General features: G+C 72.1%; 18 protein-coding genes. 13 read left to right on the top strand and 5 right to left on the bottom strand.

Translation table 11 applies throughout. From position 1 onward, the window contains the following. Positions 1-44: 44 nt before the first annotated feature. Positions 45-1,529 (bottom strand): SDR family NAD(P)-dependent oxidoreductase, encoded by a 1,485-nt coding sequence (locus tag ACQ9ZG_RS30920; protein WP_109917466.1) that lies wholly within the window; start codon positions 1,527-1,529, stop codon positions 45-47. Positions 1,530-1,757: 228 nt separating this feature from the next. Here ACQ9ZG_RS30920 and ACQ9ZG_RS30915 point away from each other — a divergent pair, with 228 nt between their 5' ends. The 5 genes from ACQ9ZG_RS30915 (at position 1,758) to ACQ9ZG_RS30895 (ending at position 6,830) form a co-directional block, all read left to right on the top strand. Next, positions 1,758-2,654 carry a SigB/SigF/SigG family RNA polymerase sigma factor gene (locus tag ACQ9ZG_RS30915; protein ID WP_258312143.1) on the top strand — a complete coding sequence of 299 codons (897 nt, stop codon included), beginning with the start codon at positions 1,758-1,760 and terminating at the stop codon, positions 2,652-2,654. A 233-nt stretch (positions 2,655-2,887) separates the two neighbouring features. Then, the gene (locus ACQ9ZG_RS30910) at positions 2,888-4,120 is read left to right on the top strand and encodes a PP2C family protein-serine/threonine phosphatase (RefSeq protein WP_109915259.1); all 1,233 of its coding nucleotides are present in this window, start codon (positions 2,888-2,890) and stop codon (positions 4,118-4,120) included. After that, complete coding sequence (locus tag ACQ9ZG_RS30905; RefSeq protein ID WP_258312142.1) at positions 4,117-5,838, top strand: sensor histidine kinase; 1,722 nt, start codon at positions 4,117-4,119, stop codon at positions 5,836-5,838. The genes ACQ9ZG_RS30910 and ACQ9ZG_RS30905 overlap by 4 nt, the downstream gene beginning before the upstream one ends. Further along, entirely contained in the window at positions 5,835-6,278 is a 444-nt protein-coding gene (locus tag ACQ9ZG_RS30900) for a response regulator (RefSeq protein ID WP_018487390.1), read from the top strand. The genes ACQ9ZG_RS30905 and ACQ9ZG_RS30900 overlap by 4 nt, the downstream gene beginning before the upstream one ends. 96 nt (positions 6,279-6,374) lie before the next feature. Beyond that, positions 6,375-6,830, top strand: coding sequence for an ATP-binding protein (locus ACQ9ZG_RS30895; RefSeq protein ID WP_028419228.1), 456 nt, complete (start codon positions 6,375-6,377; stop codon positions 6,828-6,830). Between the two features lie 71 nt (positions 6,831-6,901). On the opposite strand, the gene ACQ9ZG_RS30890 is transcribed toward ACQ9ZG_RS30895, so the two are convergent. Then, positions 6,902-8,077, bottom strand: a complete 1,176-nt coding sequence (locus ACQ9ZG_RS30890; RefSeq protein ID WP_109915256.1) for a PP2C family protein-serine/threonine phosphatase — start codon at positions 8,075-8,077, stop codon at positions 6,902-6,904. 86 nt (positions 8,078-8,163) lie between these two features. On the opposite strand from ACQ9ZG_RS30890, the gene ACQ9ZG_RS30885 reads away from it, so the two are divergent. Next, the gene (locus ACQ9ZG_RS30885; protein WP_026237407.1) at positions 8,164-8,679 is read left to right on the top strand and encodes a MarR family winged helix-turn-helix transcriptional regulator; all 516 of its coding nucleotides are present in this window, start codon (positions 8,164-8,166) and stop codon (positions 8,677-8,679) included. Positions 8,680-8,893: 214 nt separating this feature from the next. Continuing rightward, positions 8,894-9,265 (top strand): STAS domain-containing protein, encoded by a 372-nt coding sequence (locus ACQ9ZG_RS30880; RefSeq protein WP_375138300.1) that lies wholly within the window; start codon positions 8,894-8,896, stop codon positions 9,263-9,265. Between the two features lie 55 nt (positions 9,266-9,320). Here ACQ9ZG_RS30880 and ACQ9ZG_RS30875 read toward each other — a convergent pair whose 3' ends face one another. Next, positions 9,321-10,016, bottom strand: coding sequence for an IucA/IucC family C-terminal-domain containing protein (locus tag ACQ9ZG_RS30875; protein WP_499281452.1), 696 nt, complete (start codon positions 10,014-10,016; stop codon positions 9,321-9,323). A 302-nt stretch (positions 10,017-10,318) separates the two neighbouring features. Here ACQ9ZG_RS30875 and ACQ9ZG_RS30870 point away from each other — a divergent pair, with 302 nt between their 5' ends. Further along, on the top strand, positions 10,319-11,554 hold the full coding sequence (locus tag ACQ9ZG_RS30870; RefSeq protein WP_499281451.1) for a DMT family transporter: 1,236 nt from the start codon (positions 10,319-10,321) through the stop codon (positions 11,552-11,554). On the opposite strand, the gene ACQ9ZG_RS30865 is transcribed toward ACQ9ZG_RS30870, so the two are convergent. Further along, the gene (locus tag ACQ9ZG_RS30865) at positions 11,524-12,900 is read right to left on the bottom strand and encodes a transglycosylase family protein (RefSeq protein WP_499281450.1); all 1,377 of its coding nucleotides are present in this window, start codon (positions 12,898-12,900) and stop codon (positions 11,524-11,526) included. The genes ACQ9ZG_RS30870 and ACQ9ZG_RS30865 overlap by 31 nt on opposite strands. A 300-nt stretch (positions 12,901-13,200) precedes the next feature. Between ACQ9ZG_RS30865 and ACQ9ZG_RS30860 the strand changes: the two genes are divergently transcribed. After that, on the top strand, positions 13,201-14,334 hold the full coding sequence (locus ACQ9ZG_RS30860; RefSeq protein WP_499281449.1) for a LacI family DNA-binding transcriptional regulator: 1,134 nt from the start codon (positions 13,201-13,203) through the stop codon (positions 14,332-14,334). A gap of 157 nt (positions 14,335-14,491) precedes the next feature. Here ACQ9ZG_RS30860 and ACQ9ZG_RS30855 read toward each other — a convergent pair whose 3' ends face one another. Continuing rightward, complete coding sequence (locus ACQ9ZG_RS30855) at positions 14,492-15,841, bottom strand: ROK family transcriptional regulator (RefSeq protein WP_386696259.1); 1,350 nt, start codon at positions 15,839-15,841, stop codon at positions 14,492-14,494. A gap of 142 nt (positions 15,842-15,983) precedes the next feature. Between ACQ9ZG_RS30855 and ACQ9ZG_RS30850 the strand changes: the two genes are divergently transcribed. From ACQ9ZG_RS30850 to ACQ9ZG_RS30835, 4 genes are read left to right on the top strand one after another with little or no spacing between them, the layout of a single operon-like run. Further along, on the top strand, positions 15,984-17,294 hold the full coding sequence (locus ACQ9ZG_RS30850; RefSeq protein WP_109915221.1) for an ABC transporter substrate-binding protein: 1,311 nt from the start codon (positions 15,984-15,986) through the stop codon (positions 17,292-17,294). Between the two features lie 12 nt (positions 17,295-17,306). Beyond that, positions 17,307-18,317 (top strand): carbohydrate ABC transporter permease, encoded by a 1,011-nt coding sequence (locus tag ACQ9ZG_RS30845; protein WP_028419219.1) that lies wholly within the window; start codon positions 17,307-17,309, stop codon positions 18,315-18,317. 40 nt (positions 18,318-18,357) lie between these two features. After that, positions 18,358-19,197, top strand: coding sequence for a carbohydrate ABC transporter permease (locus tag ACQ9ZG_RS30840; protein WP_109915220.1), 840 nt, complete (start codon positions 18,358-18,360; stop codon positions 19,195-19,197). A 20-nt stretch (positions 19,198-19,217) separates the two neighbouring features. After that, complete coding sequence (locus ACQ9ZG_RS30835) at positions 19,218-20,576, top strand: GH1 family beta-glucosidase (RefSeq protein WP_109915219.1); 1,359 nt, start codon at positions 19,218-19,220, stop codon at positions 20,574-20,576. Positions 20,577-20,759 lie beyond the last annotated feature (183 nt).

The raw sequence follows: 20,759 nt of genomic DNA, 5'->3' as shown, positions 1-20,759 counted from the left end.
CGCTTCCGGTTGAGCCGGTCGGGTGGCACCGGCCGAAGCCGGGCCTACCAGTTCGCGGGGGCGTAGTCCTTGAGGAAGCAGCCGTAGAGGGCCTCGCCGCCCTCACCGCGCACGATCGGGTCGTAGACCCGGGCCGCGCCGTCGACGAGGTCCAGGGGGGCGTGGAAGCCCTCCTCCGCCAGCCGCATCTTGTCCGGGTGCGGGCGCTCGTCGGTGATCCAGCCGGTGTCCACGGCCGTCATCAGGATGCCGTCCTTCTCGAACATCTCCTGGGCGCTGGTGCGCGTGAGCATGTTGAGCGCGGCCTTGGCCATGTTGGTGTGCGGATGGCCCGCGCCCTTGTAGCCGCGGCTGAAGACGCCCTCCATCGCGGAGACGTTCACGACGTAGGAGTGCCTGGCCGCGGTGGCGGCCATCGCCGGGCGGAGCCGGCTGATCAGGATGAACGGCGCGGTGGAGTTGCAGAGCTGGACCTCCAGCAGCTCGATCGGTCCCACCTCGTCCACCGTCTGGATCCAGCTGTTGGTGTGGTGCAGGTCGGGGACGAGCCCGCCCGCGTCGATCGCGGTGCCCGCGGCGATCCGGGCCGGGGAGGCGGAGCCGGTGACCAGGGCGAGGTCGGTGACCTCCTGGGCGCTCAGCCCCTCGGTGCGGGCGCTCGGCAGCGCGGCGACGCGGTCGACCGTACCGCTGTTGAAGGTGCCGATGACCTCGGCGGGGGGCAGCACGCCCGCCGGCAGCGGGGCGGACTCGGCGGCGACCAGCTCGCTGTAGGCCTGCGGGGAGCGGCGCACGGTCTGGGCCGCGTTGTTGATCAGGATGTCGAGCGGGCCCTCGGCGGCGACGGAGTCGGCCAGCGCGACGACCTGGGCCGGGTCGCGCAGGTCGATGCCGACGATCTTCAGCCGGTGGATCCACTCGTCGCTGTCCTCCATCGCCTTGAAGCGGCGGATAGCGTCGTTGGGGAAGCGGGTGGTGATCGTGGTGTGGGCACCGTCGCGCAGCAGCCGCAGCGCGATGTACATGCCGATCTTCGCCCGGCCGCCGGTGAGCAGCGCCCGGCGTCCGGTGAGGTCGGTGCGGGCGTCGCGGCGGGCGCGGTTCTCCCTGGCGCAGGACTGGCAGAGCTGGTGGTAGAACGCGTCCACCTCGACGTAACGGGTCTTGCAGATGTAGCAGGAGCGGGGGCGCCGGAGTATCCCCGCGATCTCCCCGACGGTGGAGGAGGAAGGGAGGACGCCCTGGGTCTCGTCGTCGATGCGCTCGGCGGAGCCGGTCGCGGTGGCCTCGGTGACGGCCCGGTCGTGCGCGGTCTTCGCGGCCCGGCGCTCCTGGCGGCGGCGCTGCTTCACGGTGCGGTAGATCCCGGCGGTGGCCCGGCGGACGGCGATGGCGTCCGGGTGGTCGACCTCGATGCGGTCGAGCTCGTCGAGCACGCTCAGGCAGACGGCGAGCCGCTCCGGGTCGATTCCGGGACCGAACTCGTCGATTCCGGGAGCGAACTCCGGGCTGTCCTCTGTCACCGTCATTGCCGTTCCTCTGCCGTCTCCATCTCGCCGCGGGTCGGTATCACCGCAGGCCGAAACACCCGCTCAAGTCTGCCATGCGCGCGAGGCTGCTCCGTTCGGACGGGTTCCCGGGGCCCGGGAACCCGAGCCGAAATCCTCCTCGAAACTTTTCCGGACCAGGGAGGCATGACTTCGAGATGGCCGGGAAGACGACCGTCCGACACATTGGGTAGCAGGGAGGGTGACACCATGACGGCGATGTCAGTGCGAGCCACTGGAGCGACGGCACCGCTGAGCGACGAACTGGTGGACACGCGGACGGACGCCGGTACCGAGGAGCTGCCCTGGGTCGAGGACGCGGGGAAGGTCGCTCCCAAGGACGCGCGGGCCCTGTCGAAGGTCTTCTTCGACCGCCTCCAGGTGCTGGAGGAGGGGACGCACGAGTACCAGTACGCGCGCAACACCCTGATCGAGATGAACCTCTCGCTGGTCCGGTTCGCGGCCTCCCGGTTCCGCAACCGCGGCGGTGACGACACCGAGGACATCATCCAGGTGGGCACGATCGGGCTGATCAAGGCGATCGACCGCTTCGACCTCTCGCGCGAGGTGGAGTTCGCCACCTTCGCCGTCCCCTACATCGTGGGTGAGATCAAGCGGTTCTTCCGCGACACCACGTGGTCCGTGCACGTCCCGCGCCGCCTCCAGGAGCTGCGGGTCGAGCTGGCCAAGGCGAAGGAGCAGCTCTCCGCCGAGCTGGACCGCGACCCCACGGTCAAGGAGCTGTCGGCCCATCTCGAGCTGCCGGAGGAGGAGATCATCGAGGGGCTCGTGGCCGCCAACGGCTACTCCGCGGGCTCGCTCGACACCCCCTCGGCGGACAGCGACTCCGGCCAGGAGCAGCGCGCGTACGCCGATGTGCTCGGCGAGGCCGACCCGGCCATGGAGACCGTCGAGAACCTGCACACCCTGGCCCCGCTGCTGGAGCAGCTGGACGAGCGGGAGCGCCGGATCGTGCAGATGCGCTTCGGGGCGGAGATGACGCAGGCGCAGATCGGCGCGGAGCTGGGTGTCTCGCAGATGCATGTGTCGCGGCTGCTGAGCCGGATCGTGAAGCGGCTGCGCGAGGGAATGAGCGTGGAGGCGTGAGGCGACTCACGCCCCGCGGCTGAGCCGCGGACCGCGTCAGCCGTTCGGCCGGGCGCCCAGACGGGCACCCGGCCGTTCCCCTGTCCGTTTCCTGTTCCGCAGGACGGCCCACGGCATCGGCCGGGGCCGTCGATCACATATGCTTCCCGACGGTCGGCCGGACGGTTCGATGCCGGTCGCACGAGGAGGTGGAGGGGTTGGCCGAGTCACCCATGGGCACGTCTCTCACACCTGTGGGCACCACCGGCATCCCCCAACAGCAGGACACCCCTCTCGACTCCTCCCCCGGCTCCCTCCTGTGGAACCTCGACGCCACGATCCTCCTCGTGGAGGACGACGCGGGCGACGCCATGCTCGTCGAGGAGATGCTCACCGACAGCGAGCTGGACTCCGCGCTGACCTGGCGCAAGACGCTCGCCGAGGCCCGTGCCTTCCTGCGCACCCGCACCACCCCGGTCTGCGTACTCCTGGACCTGCACCTCCCGGACGTCCACGGCCTGGACGCCGTACGCCAGATCCTGGAGTCCGACAGCGACGCCGCGATCGTCGTCCTCACCGGCCTGGAGGACTCCGGCACGGGACTGCGGGCGGTCGCCCAGGGTGCCCAGGACTACCTGGTCAAGGGTCGGCTCGACCCCGAGATCCTCTCCCGGGCGATCCGCTACGCGCTCCAGCGCAAGGAGGTGGAGCGGGCCGCCGCGGCGCTGCGTTCCAACCAGCTGATCGCCCAGGAGAACGCCCGGCTGGAACGTGGCCTGCTGCCCGTCCCGCTGCTGCGCGACGGGCGCTTCCACGCTCGCGCCCGGTACGAGCCCGGGCGGGTCCACGGACTGCTGAGCGGTGACTTCTACGACGTGGTGCAGACGGCCGACGGCGCGGTGCACGCGGTGATCGGCGACGTCTCGGGGCACGGCGCGGCGGAGGCGGCGCTCGGGGTCTGCCTGCGGGTGGCCTGGCGCACGGCGGTGCTGTGCGGGACCTCCCAGCTGGAGCAGATCGAGCTGCTGGAGGAGATCCTGGTCGCCGAGCGCTCGGACGCGCACGTCTTCGCCACGATGACCTCCCTGAGCTTCACGCCCGACGGGCGCGGCGCCAGGATCGTCCGGGCGGGCCACCCCGGTCTGCTGCTGCGCCGGGGCGACGAGGTGCACTGGGTGGAGCCGGAGGGCGGCATGGCGCTCGGGCTGCTGCCGGGCATGGGCCGGTGGACGACGGTCGACCTGCCGCTGGTCCCCGGTGACGGCCTGGTGCTCTTCACCGACGGACTCTTCGAGGGGCGCGACGGCCCGGACAGCCGCCTCGGGGAGGAAGGGCTGCTGGAGATGGCCCGGGCCCACACCCGGCTGCCCGGCCTCCGGTTCGTCGACGCGCTGGTGGCGGGAGCCGCCGAAGGAGCCGCCCCCTACGGCGGTCTCGCGGACGATGTGGCCGTACTGCATCTTGGCTGGGGATCGGAACTCTCATGAGCACGGAACAGCCGGCGCGCGGGGAGCACTCCCCGCGCACGGAACAGAGCATCCGCACGGATGACATCCGCCGTCCGAAGGGGGCCGCGGCCACGGACGAGCGGGCGGCCCCGGCACGCCCCGGGTGGGCCGCACGGCTCTCCGTGCAGAACTGGGTCCACCTGCTCCTCGGCGGATTCGTCGTGGTCGTCTGCGGCTGTCTGGTGATCGGCGGGCTCGTGCTGGCCCGGATGTCCGACCACACCACCGAGCTGGTCGACCGAATACAGCCCGCCCGGTCGGTCTCCTTCCAGCTCCAGAACGCCCTGCTGGACCAGGAGACCGGGATCCGCGGCTACGCCCTGACCGGCGACGCGTCCTTCCTCGAACCGTACGAGGCCGGGCAGGCCGCCGAGCGGGACCGGCTGGCGCGGGCCCGGCAGCTGATCGGCGGGAACCAGCAGTTCGCGGCGGACCTCGACGCCATCGACACCGCAGCACAGCGGTGGCGTGAGAACAAGGCCGAACCGCTGCTGCGGCTGGTCCGCGCCGAGGGCCCGAACGGGCCCGCCGCCAATGCCCTCCTTCAGGGCAGCAAGAACGACTTCGACGCGCTGCGGCAGGCCTACGGCACCCAGCAGACGCACCTCTCCGAGGCCCGCGACTCCGTCCGGGCCGAGCTGAACGACGCGCGCACCACCCGCGACCAGGTGCTGTTCGCGCTGGTGGCCGTCCTCGTCCTGACCGTGGTGGCGCTCAGCGTGCTGCTCCACCGGGTGGTGGGCATTCCGCTGAACCGGCTGCGGACCGCCTCCCAGCTCGTCCGGTCGGGCGCCTTCGACCGGCGGATCGAGGTCGACGGGCCGTCCGACGTACAGGCCGTGGCCGGGGCGGTCGAGGACATGCGGCGCCGGCTGGTCGACGAGCTGGACGCGGCCCAGGCCCGCGAGACCCTCCTGGCGGAGCAGACGCAGGAGCTGCGCCGCTCCAACTCGGAGCTGGAGCAGTTCGCGTACGTCGCCTCGCACGACCTCCAGGAGCCGCTGCGCAAGGTCGCCTCCTTCTGCCAGCTGCTGGAGAAGCGGTACGGCAAGGAGCTGGACGACCGGGGCAAGCAGTACATCGCCTTCGCGGTGGACGGCGCCAAGCGGATGCAGGTGCTCATCAACGATCTGCTGACCTTCTCCCGGGTGGGCCGCGTCCACGAGGGGTGGAAGCCGGTCGATCTGGGCCGCTCCCTGGACCGGGCGCTCGGCAATCTGGCCGCGGCGGTCGAGGAGTCCGGGGCCGTGGTGGAGCGGCCGGACGAGCTGCCGGAGCTGGTCGCGGACTCCACGGCCCTCACGATGGTCTGGCAGAACCTCATCGGCAACGCGGTCAAGTTCCGCCGCCCGGACGTGGAGTGCCGGATCACCGTCGGCTGCGTCCGCGAGGGCGAGGACTGGCACCTGACCGTCGAGGACAACGGGATCGGGATCGCGCCGGAGTTCGCGGACAAGGTCTTCGTGATCTTCCAGCGGCTGCACGCGCGCGACGAGTACGACGGCACGGGCATCGGCCTCGCGCTCTGCCGGAAGATCATCGAGTTCCACGGCGGCCGGATCTGGCTGGACGCCGGAGCGGGCGAGGGCACCCGCATACACTTCACCCTGCCTGCCGCGCCCGAGGCGCCCCAGCACACCACGGCGGAGCTGCTCGCTCCGGCACCTACCACCAGCAAGCCGGGAGACGCTTCGTGAACAGCCCCGTACAACCCATCGAGGTGCTCCTCGTCGAGGACGATCCCGGCGACGAGCTCATGACGCGTGAGGCGTTCGAGGACAACAAGATCCGCAACACCCTGCACGTCGTACGCGACGGCCAGGAAGCGCTGGACTTCCTCTACCGGCGCGGCGACCACCCCGACGCTCCCCGCCCCGACCTGGTGCTCCTCGACCTGAACCTGCCCAAGTACGACGGCCGGCAGGTCCTGGAGCAGATCAAGGGCGACCCGGAGCTGTCGCTGATCCCGGTGGTCGTGCTCACCACCTCCTCGGCCGAGGAGGACATCCTGCGCAGCTACAAGCTGCACGCCAACGCCTATGTGACCAAGCCGGTGGATCTGGACCAGTTCATCGCGGCGGTCCGCCAGATCGACGAATTCTTCGTGACCGTGGTGCGGCTGCCCGGACGTGCGTAGGATCGGTGCGGACCGCCTGGAGTGGGATGCTTCGACGCGGGTAGACGAATGGCAAAACAGGGTCATGGACCTCACTGCGGCGCCTGGCTGGAGCACATGAACACAGAGGTCACCTCGCCCCCCGAGGAGCCGGACCAGGGTCTGCCGTCCACCGAGGTACTGCTCAGCGCCGAGGTCTTCGACGGCGAGCCGGGCTGCATCGCGCTCGCGCGCGGCCTGGCGGACCGTTTCCTCACCCGTCTCGCGGTGGAGTGCCTGGCCCCGATCGGTGACCACACCCGCAGCGATCTGATGCTGGCCGTCAGCGAGCTGGTCACCAACGCCGACCGCTACAGCCACGGCCCGTACCTCCTGGAGCTGGAGGGGAACGCGGAGCGGATCAGCGTCACGGTCTACGACAGCAGTACGGCGATGCCCGTGCTGTACGGCCCCGATCCCTCCCGGCTGGGCGGGCACGGCATGGAGATCGTGGTGGCCCTGTGCGACCGGCTCATCGCGGAGCGGGTGCCGGTGGGCAAGCGGATCCGCGCCGAGTTCCAGCTCTCCATCTGACCCGGACACGCCGGAGGCCCTGGGACGCGTGCCGCGTCCCAGGGCCTCCGTACGGTCCCGTACCCGTCGGCTCAGCCCCCGTCCTCCTGGCGGCCGAACCAGTCCAGGCAGAGCACCAGCGCGTCGTCGAGCGTCTCGGTCACGCGGTACTCGGACAGTTCGCCGAGGATCGCGCGCGGGACGGTGGCGGCGGGGAGCAGGCGCGTCGACTGGATGGACCGGGTGAGCGCCCGTTCGCCGTACGCCTCACCCGCCGGGGAGACCGCCTCGTAGACGCCGTCGCTGAGCAGCAGCAGGCGGTCGCCGGGCTCCACGTGGAACTCCTGGACCGTGTAGTGCGACTCCTCGAACATGCCGAGCGGGAGCTGGGCGTCCAGCTCCATCCGCCGGACCGTGCGGCCGCGCTGGATCCACAGTTGCGGGGATCCGGCGTCGACGACCCCGACCCGGCCGGTCGCCAGCTCGAAGCGGAGCAGCAGCGTGGAAACGTGCGACGCTCCGCGGTGCTGGTCGTACAGCGCCTGGTCGGCCAGGGCGGCCTGGTCCGCGATGCCTATCCCGGCCCTGCGGGCGTTGCGCAGGGCGTTGACGGCGAGGTTGGTGAGCAGGGAGGCCTGTATCCCCTCGCCCATGCCGTTGGTCACCGCGAGGGTCAGCGTGTCGCCGTCCGCCGCCCAGTCGAAGTTGTCGCCGTGGATGGAGTACGCCGGTTCCAGCTGGGCGCCGATGGCGAACTCCGCGGCGGTGCAGGCCCTGGCCGGGAGCAGCTGCCACTGCATCTCGGCGGCGAGCGTGAGCCGGGTGGTGCGCCGGGCGCGCTGGTAGACGTCCGTATCCCGTTCGGCGACCAGGATCTCGTGGCCCAGCAGATCTGCCACGTGGGTCAGCTCCCCCACCATCTCCGGGGTCGACCGCTCGGCCGGAAGCCGGACGGTGAGGATGCCGAGGCGTTCGCCGCGTACGGTCACCGGAAGGTAGTGGTCGACCGCGTCGCCGTGCCGCACCTGCTGTTCGCGGGGCTCCTGGCTGCCGAAGGCCCGGCCCTCGGCGCTGTTGTGCAGGGAGAGCGGCTCCTCCTCGCCGTCGGGCCGGTCCAGGCGCTTGAGGACGCGCAGACCGTAGTCGGCCAGGTGCAGTTCCACCGCCAGGGCACCGTAGGCGTCGGCCAGTATGGTGCGCAGCGTCGTCAGCAGGGCATGGGGAGCGGCGGCCCTGACGGCGGTCTCGATGTCCGGTCTTCTGTTCACGGTCTCTCGTGCATTCTTCGTCCTGCGACGTGGTAGGGGCCTGGGCCGGGCTGACAAGTGGGGCCGACGGATGACAGAGTGGACGGATGCCCCACCGTGCTCGCCGCCCGCGCACCCGCGCTGAGGTGTCCGCCGACGCCTCCGCCGCCTCGGAGCTGCTGGAGGTGCTCTGGGGCCGTGGCCAGGAGGCGGCCGCTTCGGGCACCGTATCGCCCTCCCAGCTCCGGGCCCTGCTGGTGATCGAGAGGCAGGAGGGCACCAATCTGCGCTCGCTGGGCGAGGCGCTGGGCTCCCGTCCGCCGTCGGTCAGCCGACTGTGCGACCGCATGGAGGCGATGGGGCTCGTGCAGCGGGCGCAGAGCCCGACGAGCCGGCGTGAGGTGGAACTCCGGCTGAGCCTGCGTGGCCGGACCCTCCTCGAAGAATACCGGGAGCTGCGGGCGCGCGAGGTGAGCGCCGTGCTGGAACGGATGGAACCGGCCGCGGTCGCCGCGCTGGCGGAGGGCCTGGCGGCCTTCCACGCGGCCGCTTCGGAGCGGCTCTCGCCGGAATCGGCCACGGCCGGTCCCCTGCTCCGCGAAGATGTCGCCGACAGCGCCTAGCCTCATCCAGCCCCTGCTTCCGCTTCTCTCGGTGCGTCACCGCAGACGGCTGGTCCTTCAACCGTTGCGGATCAGATTGTTACCCAATGGAGAATGTTGTCAAATGGCAACTGTTCCTTCTATCGTTGTGCTTGTACCCCGCCGTGAGCAGGGACGGAACGAGGCCGACCCGTCCGGCACACCGGCGTCCTCCGCCCGCCCGATCCCGCCCGAGGTGCCTTCCGTGCAACCACCGCCCAGCGAAGACAGAGCAGTCAGCGTCATCTCCCGTCGGGAACGGGGTGCTCTGGTCCTCACGGTGTCGGGTGACCTCGATATCGACAGCGTCCCGCCGCTCGGCCGGGCCCTCGGCAAGGCGGCCGAAGAGGGTTCCGGTCCGGTCGTCGTGGATCTCTCGCGGGTGGGCTTCGCCGACTCCACCACGGTCAACGTGCTGCTCCAGGGACAGACGGCCCTGGGCAGCCGGCTGCGGCTGGCCGCGCCCTCCCCGTTCGTCCAGCGGCTCATCGGGATGATCGGCCTCGACAGCGCGATCCCCGTGCTGCGCGATGTGGACGAGGCCATAGACGCCGCCCTGCCCTCCTGACCGGCCTCCGCCCGCGTCAGCCTCGGCGGGCGGTCCGGCCGGGCCCCCGCCCCGGCTACCGCGCCGCCTCCGGCGCGCGGTCGAAGACGCAGTCGCCGCAGAGCCCGCCGCCCGGACAGCGCCAGTAGAGACAGCAGCTGCGGCGCCGGAACGCCGGAGTGTGCGGGGAGCCGGTGGCGGACAGGTCGGGGTGGTCGAACAGTTCGGCCCCCAGGGCCCTGGCCCGGTGCGCCACGTCGGGGCGGTCCTGCCCGCGCGACCAGGTGACCAGCTCCCGTACGGCCCCGGCCAGCGCCGAACCGGCGTTGCCCCACAGCAGCCGCGGCGAGATGTTCCCGTCCCGCCGGAAGGCCTCGGCCAGCGGCACGAGGTGCCCGTGCTGCACCTGCTCCCGGATCCGGTCGGCCGTTGCGGGCAGCTCCTCCTGGTCCGCGAGCCAGAGGTCGTCGGGCGAGGTGCGCTGCGGGTCCCAGTGCAGGGTGTCCGGTACGAGGGCGGGGAAGCGGCCGAAGAGCGCGGCCGGGCCCAGCGCCAGCGACCAGAGCCGGGCGGCCAGCCCGAGGTGGGCGATGGAGGCGGCGACCCGGCGCTCGGGCGCGGAGAGCCGGGCGGCGACCTTGTCCACCCGCGCGCTCAGGGGCCCGGTGCCGCCCGCGTACAGCTCCGCCAGCGGCCGGTGGGCACCGCCGGGAACGGGCTCCGTCCGTACGGCGAAGAATCCGCCCACCGACGCCGCCTGTGCCAGGTCCATGCCCCGCTCCTCCCTCGCCGTGGCCACCGGTGGTCCGACTCGCTCCGGCCGGCCTGTGGGGTCTCCGTGTGCGGTCGTCCGGTCACCGGTGGTGCGCCGGAGCGCGACCCGCCCCGGGCGACCGCGTGTACCGGCTGCGCTGCTCACCGTATCCGCCGGTCCACAACTTCTGACGGCAGGGCCCGGCGGAGCTACCGTCGAAGGGAGGACCTCGGTCCCACGCCCGTACTACCGGGGCAGTACGCGGGATTGACGTCTCAAGGACGATGACGCGCCACCCCCGACAGGACATCGTGGTGTACATGAGCCCCCTCGCGCTGTCTGTGCTGCTGTCTCTGGTCTCCGCGGTCGCCTACGCGGCCGGGGCGATCGTCCAGGAGCGGGTGGCCGCGCACGGTGACAACTCCCCGTACGCCCTCGTGCGCACCGGCGTCTGGTGGGTGGCCGTGGTGCTCAACGGGGTCGGCGCGATCCTGCACGTGGCGGCTCTCGCCTACGGTCCCCTCAGCCTGGTCCAGCCCCTCGGCGCGCTGACGATCGTCTTCGCCCTGCCGATGGCCGCCCTCTTCGTCGGGCGCCGGGCCGGGGCGCGGGCCTGGCGGGGCGCTCTCATGGCGACGGCCGGGCTGGTCGGGCTGCTGGCCCTCACGGGCAGCACCGACCCGCACACCCTGCGCGGCCCCGAGCAACTGGCGCTGGCCACGGTGACCTTCGGGGCGGTGGGCGCCCTGCTCCTGCTCGCCAGGGCGCTGAGCCGGCCGGTGCTGCGGAGCGCGGTGCTGGCCACGGCGGCAGGCGGGGCCTTCGGTATGGCCTCGGTCTTCACCAAGACCGTGGCCGTCGAGTGGACCTCCGGGGCGGTGCGCTCGGGGCTGCCGACCCTGTTCGTGATCGCCGCCCTCGCGGCCGCGGGCCTGCTGCTCTCCCAGGCCGCCTACCGGGGCGCGGGGCTCGCGGCTCCGCTGGCGACCGTGACGGTGGTCAACCCGGTGGTCGCCGCCGCGATCGGGCTCACGCTCTTCGGCGAGCACTTCCGCCACGGCACGGCGGGCACGGCCCTCGCGCTCGCCTGCGGGGCCCTGGCCGCGGGCGGTCTGGTCCTGCTGACGAAGGAGCGGCTCGGCGCGGAGCAGGCCCGTGCGGGGCGCCCGCGACCCGAGGGCGCGGCGGGTGCGGGCGGGGCGGCGGGGAGCGTCGGTGTGGTCGGGGCGGGGGCGACGGGCATCGGGAGCCAGGGGGGCGCGGGCGTGACGACGACGGCCGACGGCGCACCCTGCGTGGACGCGGCGGCGGTGGCCGCCGACGCGTGGTCCGGCGGTGCGCCGACGAGCGGGGCGCCACGGCCCGACGGCGCGCGGACCGGCACCGGGTCCACGTACGTACCGCCGCTTCCGGCACCCCTGCGGCCGGGCGACGCGGTGCCGCGCCTGGAGTTCGGCGGTCCGCGCCGGGCGGGCCGTGACCGGCGCGGCGAGCCCGCCTCCGCCGAGCGCCCGGAGCGGTCCGTTCAGACGCTGACGCCACCCGCCCTGAGGTAGGCCAGCGGGTCGATGTCCGACCCGTAGGCGGGGCCGAGGCGGACCTCGAAGTGCAGGTGCGGGCCGGTGCTGTTGCCCGTGGAGCCGGAGCGGGCGATCCGCTGTCCGCCGGAGACCGACTGCCCCTCCTTCACGTGGAGCGCGGAGAGGTGGGCGTACTGGCTGTACTTGCCGTCCTCGTGGCGGATGACGACCTCGTAGCCGTACGCCCCCGCCCAGCCGGAGGAGACGACCCGGCCGGGGGCCACGGCCTTGACCGAGGTGCCCGTCGGAACGGGGAAGTCGACGCCCGTGTGATAGCCGCTGGACCAGCCCCCGGCCTGGCGGTACGCCGTGCCGGTGGAGGCGGCGACGGGGGCGCTCATACCGGCGCGCTTCGCGGGTGCCTGCTTGGGCGGCTCGGGTGCGGCCTTCCTCGCCGCCGCCTCGGCCTGCGCGGCCGCCGCCTTCTTCTGCGCGGCCTTCTCCGCCTCGGCCTTCTTCCGCTGCTCCGCCTGCCGCTGCTCGGCCTTCTTCTCGGCGGCCCTCTTCTCCTCGGCGGCTTTCGCGAGGGCCGCCGCCCGCTGGTCGGCCGTGCGCTGCTCGGCCTGGGGCGGCGCGGTCTTCCGGGGCGTGGCCTGCTTCTCGGGTGCCGGGCGCGGCGCGGTCCTCCCGGCGCTCGCCCCGTCCCCGCCGCGCGGGGTGAGGCTCAGCCGCTGGCCGGGGAAGATCAGGTCGGGGTTGTCACCGACGACCGTGCGGTTGGCCGCGTAGAGCTTCTGCCAGCCGCCCCGGACCCGCTGGGCGTCCGCGATGCCGGAGAGCGAGTCGCCGCTGGCGACGGTGTACGAGTCGCGCTTCCCGGGCACATGGGTCGGTGTCGCCGCGGCGGGCAGCGCCCTCGGTTTCCGGGGCGGGGCGCTCTGCGGCGCCGCGGCCTGGACGGGCCGGCTGCCCGCGCTCTGCGGGGCGGCGTCGGGGGCGTCGCCGCCCCGGGTCAGACCGGCCTTCACGGAACACGTCGGCCACGCGCCGGGGCCCTGCCCTTCGAGCACCCGCTCGGCGACGGCTATCTGCTCCTCGCGGGTGGCGAGGTCCGCGCGCGGCGCGTACTCCGTACCGCCGAAGGCCGCCCACGTCGCACCGCTGAACTGCAGTCCGCCGTAATACCCGTTGCCCGTGTTGACGGCCCAACTGCCGCTCGACTCACAGGCGGCGACCTTCTCCCAGACCTCACCGGAGGCGGCCCCCGCCGAGGCCGCGGTGATGAGCGGGAGCGCCAGGCCCGCGCCGCCCGCGGTCACCGTGAGCGAGGCACGGTTGATCCGGCTGGGCTGATATCTGCGGTGCCGACCGTTTGCGGCCATGACTGGGCTCCCCCACTGGCGTTGGAACTTGTCGCAAGCGGCAAACGTAGGGCGGCGCGAAGTCTGATCACAAGAGAAACGTGATACTCGGCCGCGGCGGTCGGAGGTGTGGCCGGATTCCGCCCCTATGAGTCGATCGCACGAGCGATGGACCAGGCCTCATACACAGCTACTTCGGGGCGAGACGACCCATTTCGCCGTGAGCACCGGACATATGACGGCCCGCCATTTCCCGCGCGTCCGGAGCGGAGTCGCGGCCACCGATGGAGAGCGCTCTCCGCCAGTGCTATAAAGGCGCTCATGACGGATGATCGGCGGTCGGCCGGAGCACCCACCCTGGAGGACGTGGCCCGCGCGGCGGGCGTCTCGCGTGCCACCGTCTCACGGGTCATCAACGGTGTGCGCAACGTCGACCCGGCGATCCAGGAGGTCGTGCGGCAGGCGGTCTCGGTCACGGGGTACGCCCCGAACCGGGCGGCCCGCTCCCTGGTCACCCGGCGGGCCGACGCCGTGGCACTGGTGGTGTCGGGCGCGGGTGTCGAGGCGGAGGCGGAGGCGGGCGTCGGGACCGGAGCGGGGGCCGGGGCGGGTGCGGGCCGGGCGGGGGGCGGCTCGCGTCCGGCGGCCGGGGGCGGGGGCTCCTTCACCGCGCAGGTGTTCGCGGACCCCTTCTTCGGCCGGGTGGTCACCGGGGTCGTCGACTACCTCCGGCCGCGCGGGATGCACCCGGTGCTGATGTTCGCGGAGACCTCGCGGGCCCGGGACGAGGTCGTGGCGTATCTGCGGCAGGGCAGCGCGGACGGGGCCCTCGTGGTCTCCACCCACGCCGAGGACCCGCTCCCCGGTCTGCTCACGGAGGCGGGGCTCGCGGCGGTGCTCTTCGCGCGCCCCGCCCGGCCGGTGCCCATCAGCTACGTCGACCTCGCCCACCAGGACGGCGCCCGGCTGGCCGCCGAACATCTGCTGGCCCGGGGGTGCCGTCGGATCGCCACGGTCAGCGGCCCGCTGGACGTGCCGGCGGGCCGGGCGCGGCTGACCGGCTTCCGGGACGCGCTGGCGCGCCACGGGCACGCGTACACCCCGGTCGCCGAAGGGTGGTTCACCCAGGAGAGCGGGGAGGCGGCGATGGCACGGCTGCTGGCGGAACACCCGGATCTGGACGGGGTGTTCGCCGCCAACGACCTGATGGCCACGGGCGCCTGCCATGTGCTGCGCGAACACGGCCGCCGGGTGCCGGAGGACGTCGCGGTGGTCGGCTTCGACGACAGCAGCGCAGCCCTGGCGTGCCGCCCGCCGCTGACCACCGTCCGCCAGCCGGTGGAGGCGATGGCCGCCGAGATGGCCCGCCTCCTCCTCGACCGCCCGCCCGGCCCGTCCTCCCCCGCCACCTCGGTCATCTTCGAACCGGAGCTGGTGGTTCGCGCATCGGCGTAGGAGCGGGACCCGGCCCCGCGCCCGGCCCGCCGCCGAACGGCTCCGGCCCCGCGATACCCGGCCCGCCGCCGCGGAGCACCGGGCCCCACTCGCCCCGCCGTCGCCGTACGGCTCCGGCCCCGCACCCGACGGCCACCGCGGAGGGCCGGGCCCGTGCTCATCCCGCCGCCGTACGGCTCCGGTTCCGTACCGTCTCCGCGGCCGTACGCGCGGGGGTGCCGCTGCCGTCCGGGAGGCGGGCCCCGGTGGCCGGGCGGCTGCCGCCGCGGGTCAGGAAGTCGGCCAGGGGGAGGGTGGCGGCGCCGACGGTCACCGCGTCCGGGCCGAGGCGGCCCATCTCGACGGTGGTGCGGGCCGCCGCGTGGCGCAGGGCGTAGGCGTCCGCGTACCGGCGGATCTCGGGGAGCAGGTGGGGGCCGAGCAGCAGGCCCGCCCAGCCGCCGAGCAGGATGCGTTCGGGCAGGAAGAGGTTGATCAGGTCGGCCAGTGCCGCGCCGAGGCATTCGGCGGTCTCGTCGAGGAGGGAGAGGGCGACCCGGTCCGGGGCGGGTCCGCCGGGGGGCGGGTAGGCGGCCGCGAGAAGGGCGGCGAGGGCCGTCTCGTCGTCGGCGTCCTCGGGGAGCGGGCCGCCCGCCTCGCGCCACCGTTCGCGCAGCGCCTCCGCGCCGGCGTACGCCTCCAGGCAGCCGATCGAGCCGCAGCGGCACCGGCGGCCGCGCAACTGGACGGTGGTGTGGCCCCATTCGAGCGCGAGGCTCGTGCGGTCCTCCGCCAGGATGTCGCCGTGGTCGACGCAGGCGCCGACGCCGGAGCCGATGAGCGCGACGGCGGCGGTGCCCGCGCCCCGCCCGCCGCCGAACCACATCTCGGCCCGGCCGAGCGTCTTGGCGCCGTTGTCGATGAAGAAGGGCACTTCGGGGGGTACGTCGACGGCCTCGCGGAGCAGGTGCTCGAAGGGGACGGCGTGCCAGCCGATGGTCTGGCCGTGGACGACCGCGGTGCGCCGCCCGTCGGGCCCTGCCGGTCCCTCGCGCTCGATGATGCCGGGCACCCCGATGCCGATGCCGAGCAGCCGCCGCGGATCGGCGCCCGCGTCGCGCAGGACGTCGGCGACGCCGGTGCGGACATGGGCGACGATGCGGTCGACGTCGTATCCGTGCTGGGCCAGCAGCCTTTCGGTGCGGGCCAGTTCGGTGAGGGAGAGGTCGAACAGCTCGACGCGGACCCGGGTCTCGCCGATGTCGATGCCGACCAGGAGCCCGCCGTCCGGGGCGACGCGCAGCAGCGTACGGGGACGGCCGCCGTCGGAGTCGACGATGCCGGCCTCCTGGAGGAGTCCCTCGGCGGCGAGTTCGGCCACGACGTTGCTGATGGAACCGGAACTCAGCCCGGTGGCCGGGCCCAGCTCCTGACGGCTCAACGGGCCGTCGAAATACAACCGTTGCAATACCCTCGCCCGGTTGCCCCGCCGCAGGTCACGCACGGTCCGTCTGTCGCGCTCGGCCATGTTGCTCCTTCCCCTCCAGGAACATACCTGGTCCCAGACCTTGACGCGACCTTCCCTCACCTCTTAAATCACGGCATAAATTAAGTCATGGAGGCCGTTCGGTTCCCGAACGCAGCCATCCCCGGAAAGGGGCCACCTCTTCATGCGCCACGTCAGAGCCGCAAGCGCCGTCACCCTCGCCCTCGCCATCACCGCAGCCGCCACCGGCTGTGGCGGCGGGACGACCGGCACGGGGTCCAACGAGTCCCCGAAGACCCTCACGTACTGGGCCTCCAACCAGGGCCCGAGCATCGAGGCCGACAAGGAGATCCTCACTCCCGAGCTGAAGAAGTTCGAGAAGGAGACCGGGATCACGGTGAAGCTGGAGGTCGTGCCGTGGGCCGACCTGCTCAACCGGATCCTCGCCGCCACCGCCTCCGGCCAGGGTCCGGACGTGCTGAACATCGGCAACAGCTGGTCGGCCTCGCTCCAGGCGACCGGCGCGCTCCTGCCGTGGGACGAGAAGAGCTTCGACGAGATCGGCGGCCGGGACCGCTTCGTCGACTCGGCGGTCGCCTCGGCCGGCAAGGAGGGCGAACCGCCCGCCGCCGTACCGCTGTACTCGCTCGCGTACGCCCTCTACTACAACAAGAAGATGTTCGCCGAAGCGGGCATCGAGAAGCCCCCGGCCACCTGGGACGAGCTGGTCGCGGCCGGGCAGAGGATATCCAAGGGCGACAAGTGGGGCCTGGGCGCCGAGGGCGGCAACCTCTCCAACAACATCCACCAGGTCTTCGCCCTGGGCCAGCAGCACGGCGCCGACTTCTTCGACCAGGACGGCAAGGCGACCTTCACCTCCGACGGTGCCGTCGCCGCCGTGAAGCAGTACGTCGACTTCATGGCCAAGGACAAGATCATCGCCCCGGGCAACGCGGAGTACGCCCAGAACCAGTCGCTCACCGACTTCGCCAAGGGGAAGACGGCGATGGTGCTCTGGCAGGCGGCGGCCTCCACTTTCGCCGCCCAGGGCATGAAGCCCGACGAGTGGGGCGCGGCCCCGGTGCCGGTCCCCTCGGGCGCCCCGGGCACGGGCAAGCAGGTCAACTCCATGGTCGCGGGCATCAACATCGCGGTGTTCAAGAACTCCAAGAACCTCGACGGCGCCAAGAAGTTCGTGAAGTTCATGACCGGCGACGCCCAGCAGAAGCACCTCAACAAGACCTACGGGGCGATCCCGCCGGTCAAGGCCGCCCAGTCCGACGCGGCCTTCGGCGCCCCCGACCTCAAGGTGCTCCGCGACACCCTCGCCACCAGCGCCGCGCCCCTCCCCCAGGTCCCGAACGAGTCGCAGTTCGAGACGGCCGTGGGAACCGCGGTCAAGGAGCTGTGGGCGGACGCCGCCGCCGGGCGCCCGGTGACGGAGGAGTCCGTCCGGGCGCGCCTCGAAAAGGCCCAGCAGACGATGCAGCAGTGAGGCCCTGACTCCATGACCGCCACCGTCACCAGCCCCGAGGCCGGCACACCGGCCACCGGGGGGACGAGCCGGGGCACCGGGGGTGCGCGCAGACGGCTGCCGCGCATCCCCGACCGGATCCGCCAAGGCGGACTGCCCTATCTCCTGCTCCTCCCCGCCGTCCTGCTGGAACTCCTCATCCACATCGTCCCGATGGTCATCGGGATCGTGATGAGCTTCCGTCAGCTGACCCAGTTCTTCATCAACAACTGGGGTGCGGCGCCCTGGACCGGCCTCGACAACTACCGGATCGCCGTCGACTTCGACGCGCCGATCGGTGAGGCCCTGCTCCACTCGTTCCTCGTCACCTGTGTCTTCACGTTCTTCTCGGTCGGCTTCGCCTGGCTGCTCGGCACGGCGGCGGCGATCCTCCTCCAGGAGAGCTTCCGCGGCCGGGGGATCCTGCGGGCCGTCTTCCTCGTCCCGTACGCCCTGCCGGTCTACGCGGCCGTCATCACCTGGGCGTTCATGTTCCAGCGGGACAACGGCCTGATCAACCACGTCCTGCACGACCAGCTCGGGATCACCGACGAGCCGTCGTTCTGGCTGATCGGTGACAACAGCATCTACACGCTGATCATCGTGTCGGTGTGGAAGGGCTGGCCGTTCGCCTTCCTCATGCTGATGGCGGGCCTGCAGAACATCCCGCGTGAGCTGTACGAGGCCGCCTCGATCGACGGCGCCGGGATCTGGCAGCAGATCCGGCGGATCACCCTGCCCTCGCTGCGCCCGGTCAACCAGGTGCTGGTCCTGGTGCTCTTCCTCTGGACGTTCAACGACTTCAACACGCCGTACGTCCTGTTCGGGAAGTCGGCACCGGAGAGCGCCGACCTCATCTCGATCCACATCTACCAGTCCTCCTTCGTCACCTGGAACTTCGGCACCGGCTCCGCGATGTCCGTGCTCCTGCTGCTCTTCCTGCTCGTGGTGACGGCGGTCTACCTGTTCCTCACCTCGCGCGGAAGGAAGGGCTCCGATGTCTAGCCTCACGCGGACCCCCAGGGCTGCCCGGCCCCGCTCCCCCATGGCCGCGCCGCAGTCCTTCCTCTGGACCCGCCGTATCGTCCTCACACTGCTGGCCAGCTTCGTCCTGCTGCCGGTCTACGTGATGGTCAGCAGCTCGCTGAAGCCGCTCCAGGACGTGTCGGGGAAGTTCCAGTGGATCCCGTCGACCGTGACCGTCCAGCCCTACTTCGACATCTGGAAGACCGTCCCGCTCGCCAAGTACTTCGTCAACTCGCTGATCGTGGCGGTCTCGGCGACGGTCCTCTCGGTGACCATCGCGGTCTTCGCCGCGTACGCGGTCAGCCGCTACGCCTTCCGGGGCAAGCGGGTCTTCACCGTCACCGTGCTCTCCACACAGATGTTCCCGGGCATCCTCTTCCTGCTCCCGCTGTTCCTCATCTTCGTGAACATCGGCAGCTCCACGGGCGTGGCCCTCTACGGTTCACGCGGCGGTCTCATCCTCACGTACCTGACGTTCTCGCTGCCGTTCTCCATATGGATGCTGATCGGGTACTTCGACTCCATCCCCAGGGATCTCGACGAGGCCGCGAAGGTGGACGGCTGCGGACCGGTCGGCGCCCTCTTCCGGGTGGTCGTGCCGGCCGCCGTACCGGGCATCGTCGCCGTCTCCGTCTACTCGTTCATGACGGCCTGGGGCGAGGTCCTCTTCGCCTCGGTCATGACCAACGACGCCACCCGCACCCTCTCCGTCGGCCTCCAGGGGTACGCGACGCAGAACGACGTCTACTGGAACCAGGTCATGGCCGCCTCGCTCGTCGTCAGCGTCCCCATCGTCGTCGGCTTCCTGCTCCTCCAGCGCTATCTCGTCGCCGGACTCACCGCCGGAGCCGTCAAGTGACCCCCGCAGAAAGGCAGCACGTGACCGACCTCAACGCCCTCCCGGCGGACTTCACCTGGGGCGTCGCCACCGCCGCGTACCAGATCGAGGGCGCCGTCGCCGAGGACGGCCGCTCCCCCTCCATCTGGGACACGTTCTCGCACACCCCCGGCAAGGTGGACGGCGGCGACACCGGCGACGTGGCCTGCGACCACTACCACCGGACCGCAGAGGACATCGGCCTGATCAAACAGGTCGGCGCGGACGCCTACCGGTTCTCGATCGCCTGGCCGCGCGTCGTGCCGGGTGGCGACGGGCCGGTCAACAAGGCGGGCCTGGACTTCTACGACCGGCTGGTGGACGGGCTGCTGGAGGCCGGGATCACGCCGTTCGCCACGCTCTACCACTGGGACCTGCCGCAGGTGCTCCAGGACCGGGGCGGCTGGACCGTGCGGGAGACCTCCGAGCACTTCGCCGCGTACGCCTCCCATGTCGTCGAGCGCCTGGGCGACCGGGTCAAGGACTGGGCGACGCTCAACGAGCCGCTCTGCTCGGCGTGGATCGGGCACCTGGAGGGCCGGATGGCCCCGGGCCTCACCGACCTCACGGCCGCCGTCCGCGCCTCGTACCATCTGCACCTGGGCCACGGCCTCGCCGTCCGGGCCATCCGCGCCGCCTCCTCCGACGCCCGGGTCGGCATCGTCAACAACCTCAGCCCGATCGAACCGGCGACCGCGAGCCAGGCCGACCTCGCCGCCGCCCGCCGCGCCGACGGCCACATCAACCGCTGGTGGCTGGACCCGGTCCTGGGGCGCGGCTATCCGCAGGACATGGTCGAGCTGTACGGAGTCGAGCTGCCGGTGCGGGCGGGCGACCTGGAGACGATCGCGGCCCCGCTGGACTGGCTGGGCCTCAACTACTACTTCCGGCAGTTCGTCAGCGACGACCCCTCGGGCCCCGCACCGGGGTTCACGCAGGTCCCGGCGGCCGGCGGACGCCACACGCACATGGACTGGGAGGTGCACGCGGAGGGGCTGGAGCAGTTGCTGCTGCGGCTGACGGAGGAGTACGGCGTCGAGCGCGTCTACGTCACCGAGAACGGCTCGGCCTACCGGGACACGGTCTCGGCGGACGGCTCGGTCCACGACCCGGAGCGCGTGCGCTATCTGGAGGAGCACCTCGCCGCCTGCGCCCGCGCGGTCGCCAAGGGAGCACCGCTGGCCGGGTACTTCGCCTGGTCGCTGCTGGACAACTTCGAGTGGGCGTACGGCTACGACAAGCGGTTCGGCCTGGTCCACGTGGACTACGCGACCCAGCGCCGTACGGTGAAGAGCAGTGGGCGGCGGTACGCGGAGCTGATCGGGGAACACGCGAACCGGCGCACTGGGCTGGTTGCCTGAGGGATCGTCCGTCCGTACGCAGGCCCCCGGCCGTGGTGGTTCGCCACTGCGGCCGGGGGCCTTTCGCCGCTCTACGGGTGAGGCGCGACGAGCACGTCCCGCAGACGGGCGGCGGACGCCCGGGGGCGCGGTGAGGCCAGGGGCCCGCGGTGAGGCCGGGGGTCCAGCTGGGAACTCGGCCAC

It is taken from the genome of Streptomyces araujoniae, assembly GCF_050871195.1.
Lineage (GTDB): Bacteria > Actinomycetota > Actinomycetes > Streptomycetales > Streptomycetaceae > Streptomyces > Streptomyces bacillaris.
The sequence above is the reverse complement of the archived record's forward strand: the minus strand, read 5'-3'. Positions and strand labels throughout refer to the sequence as shown.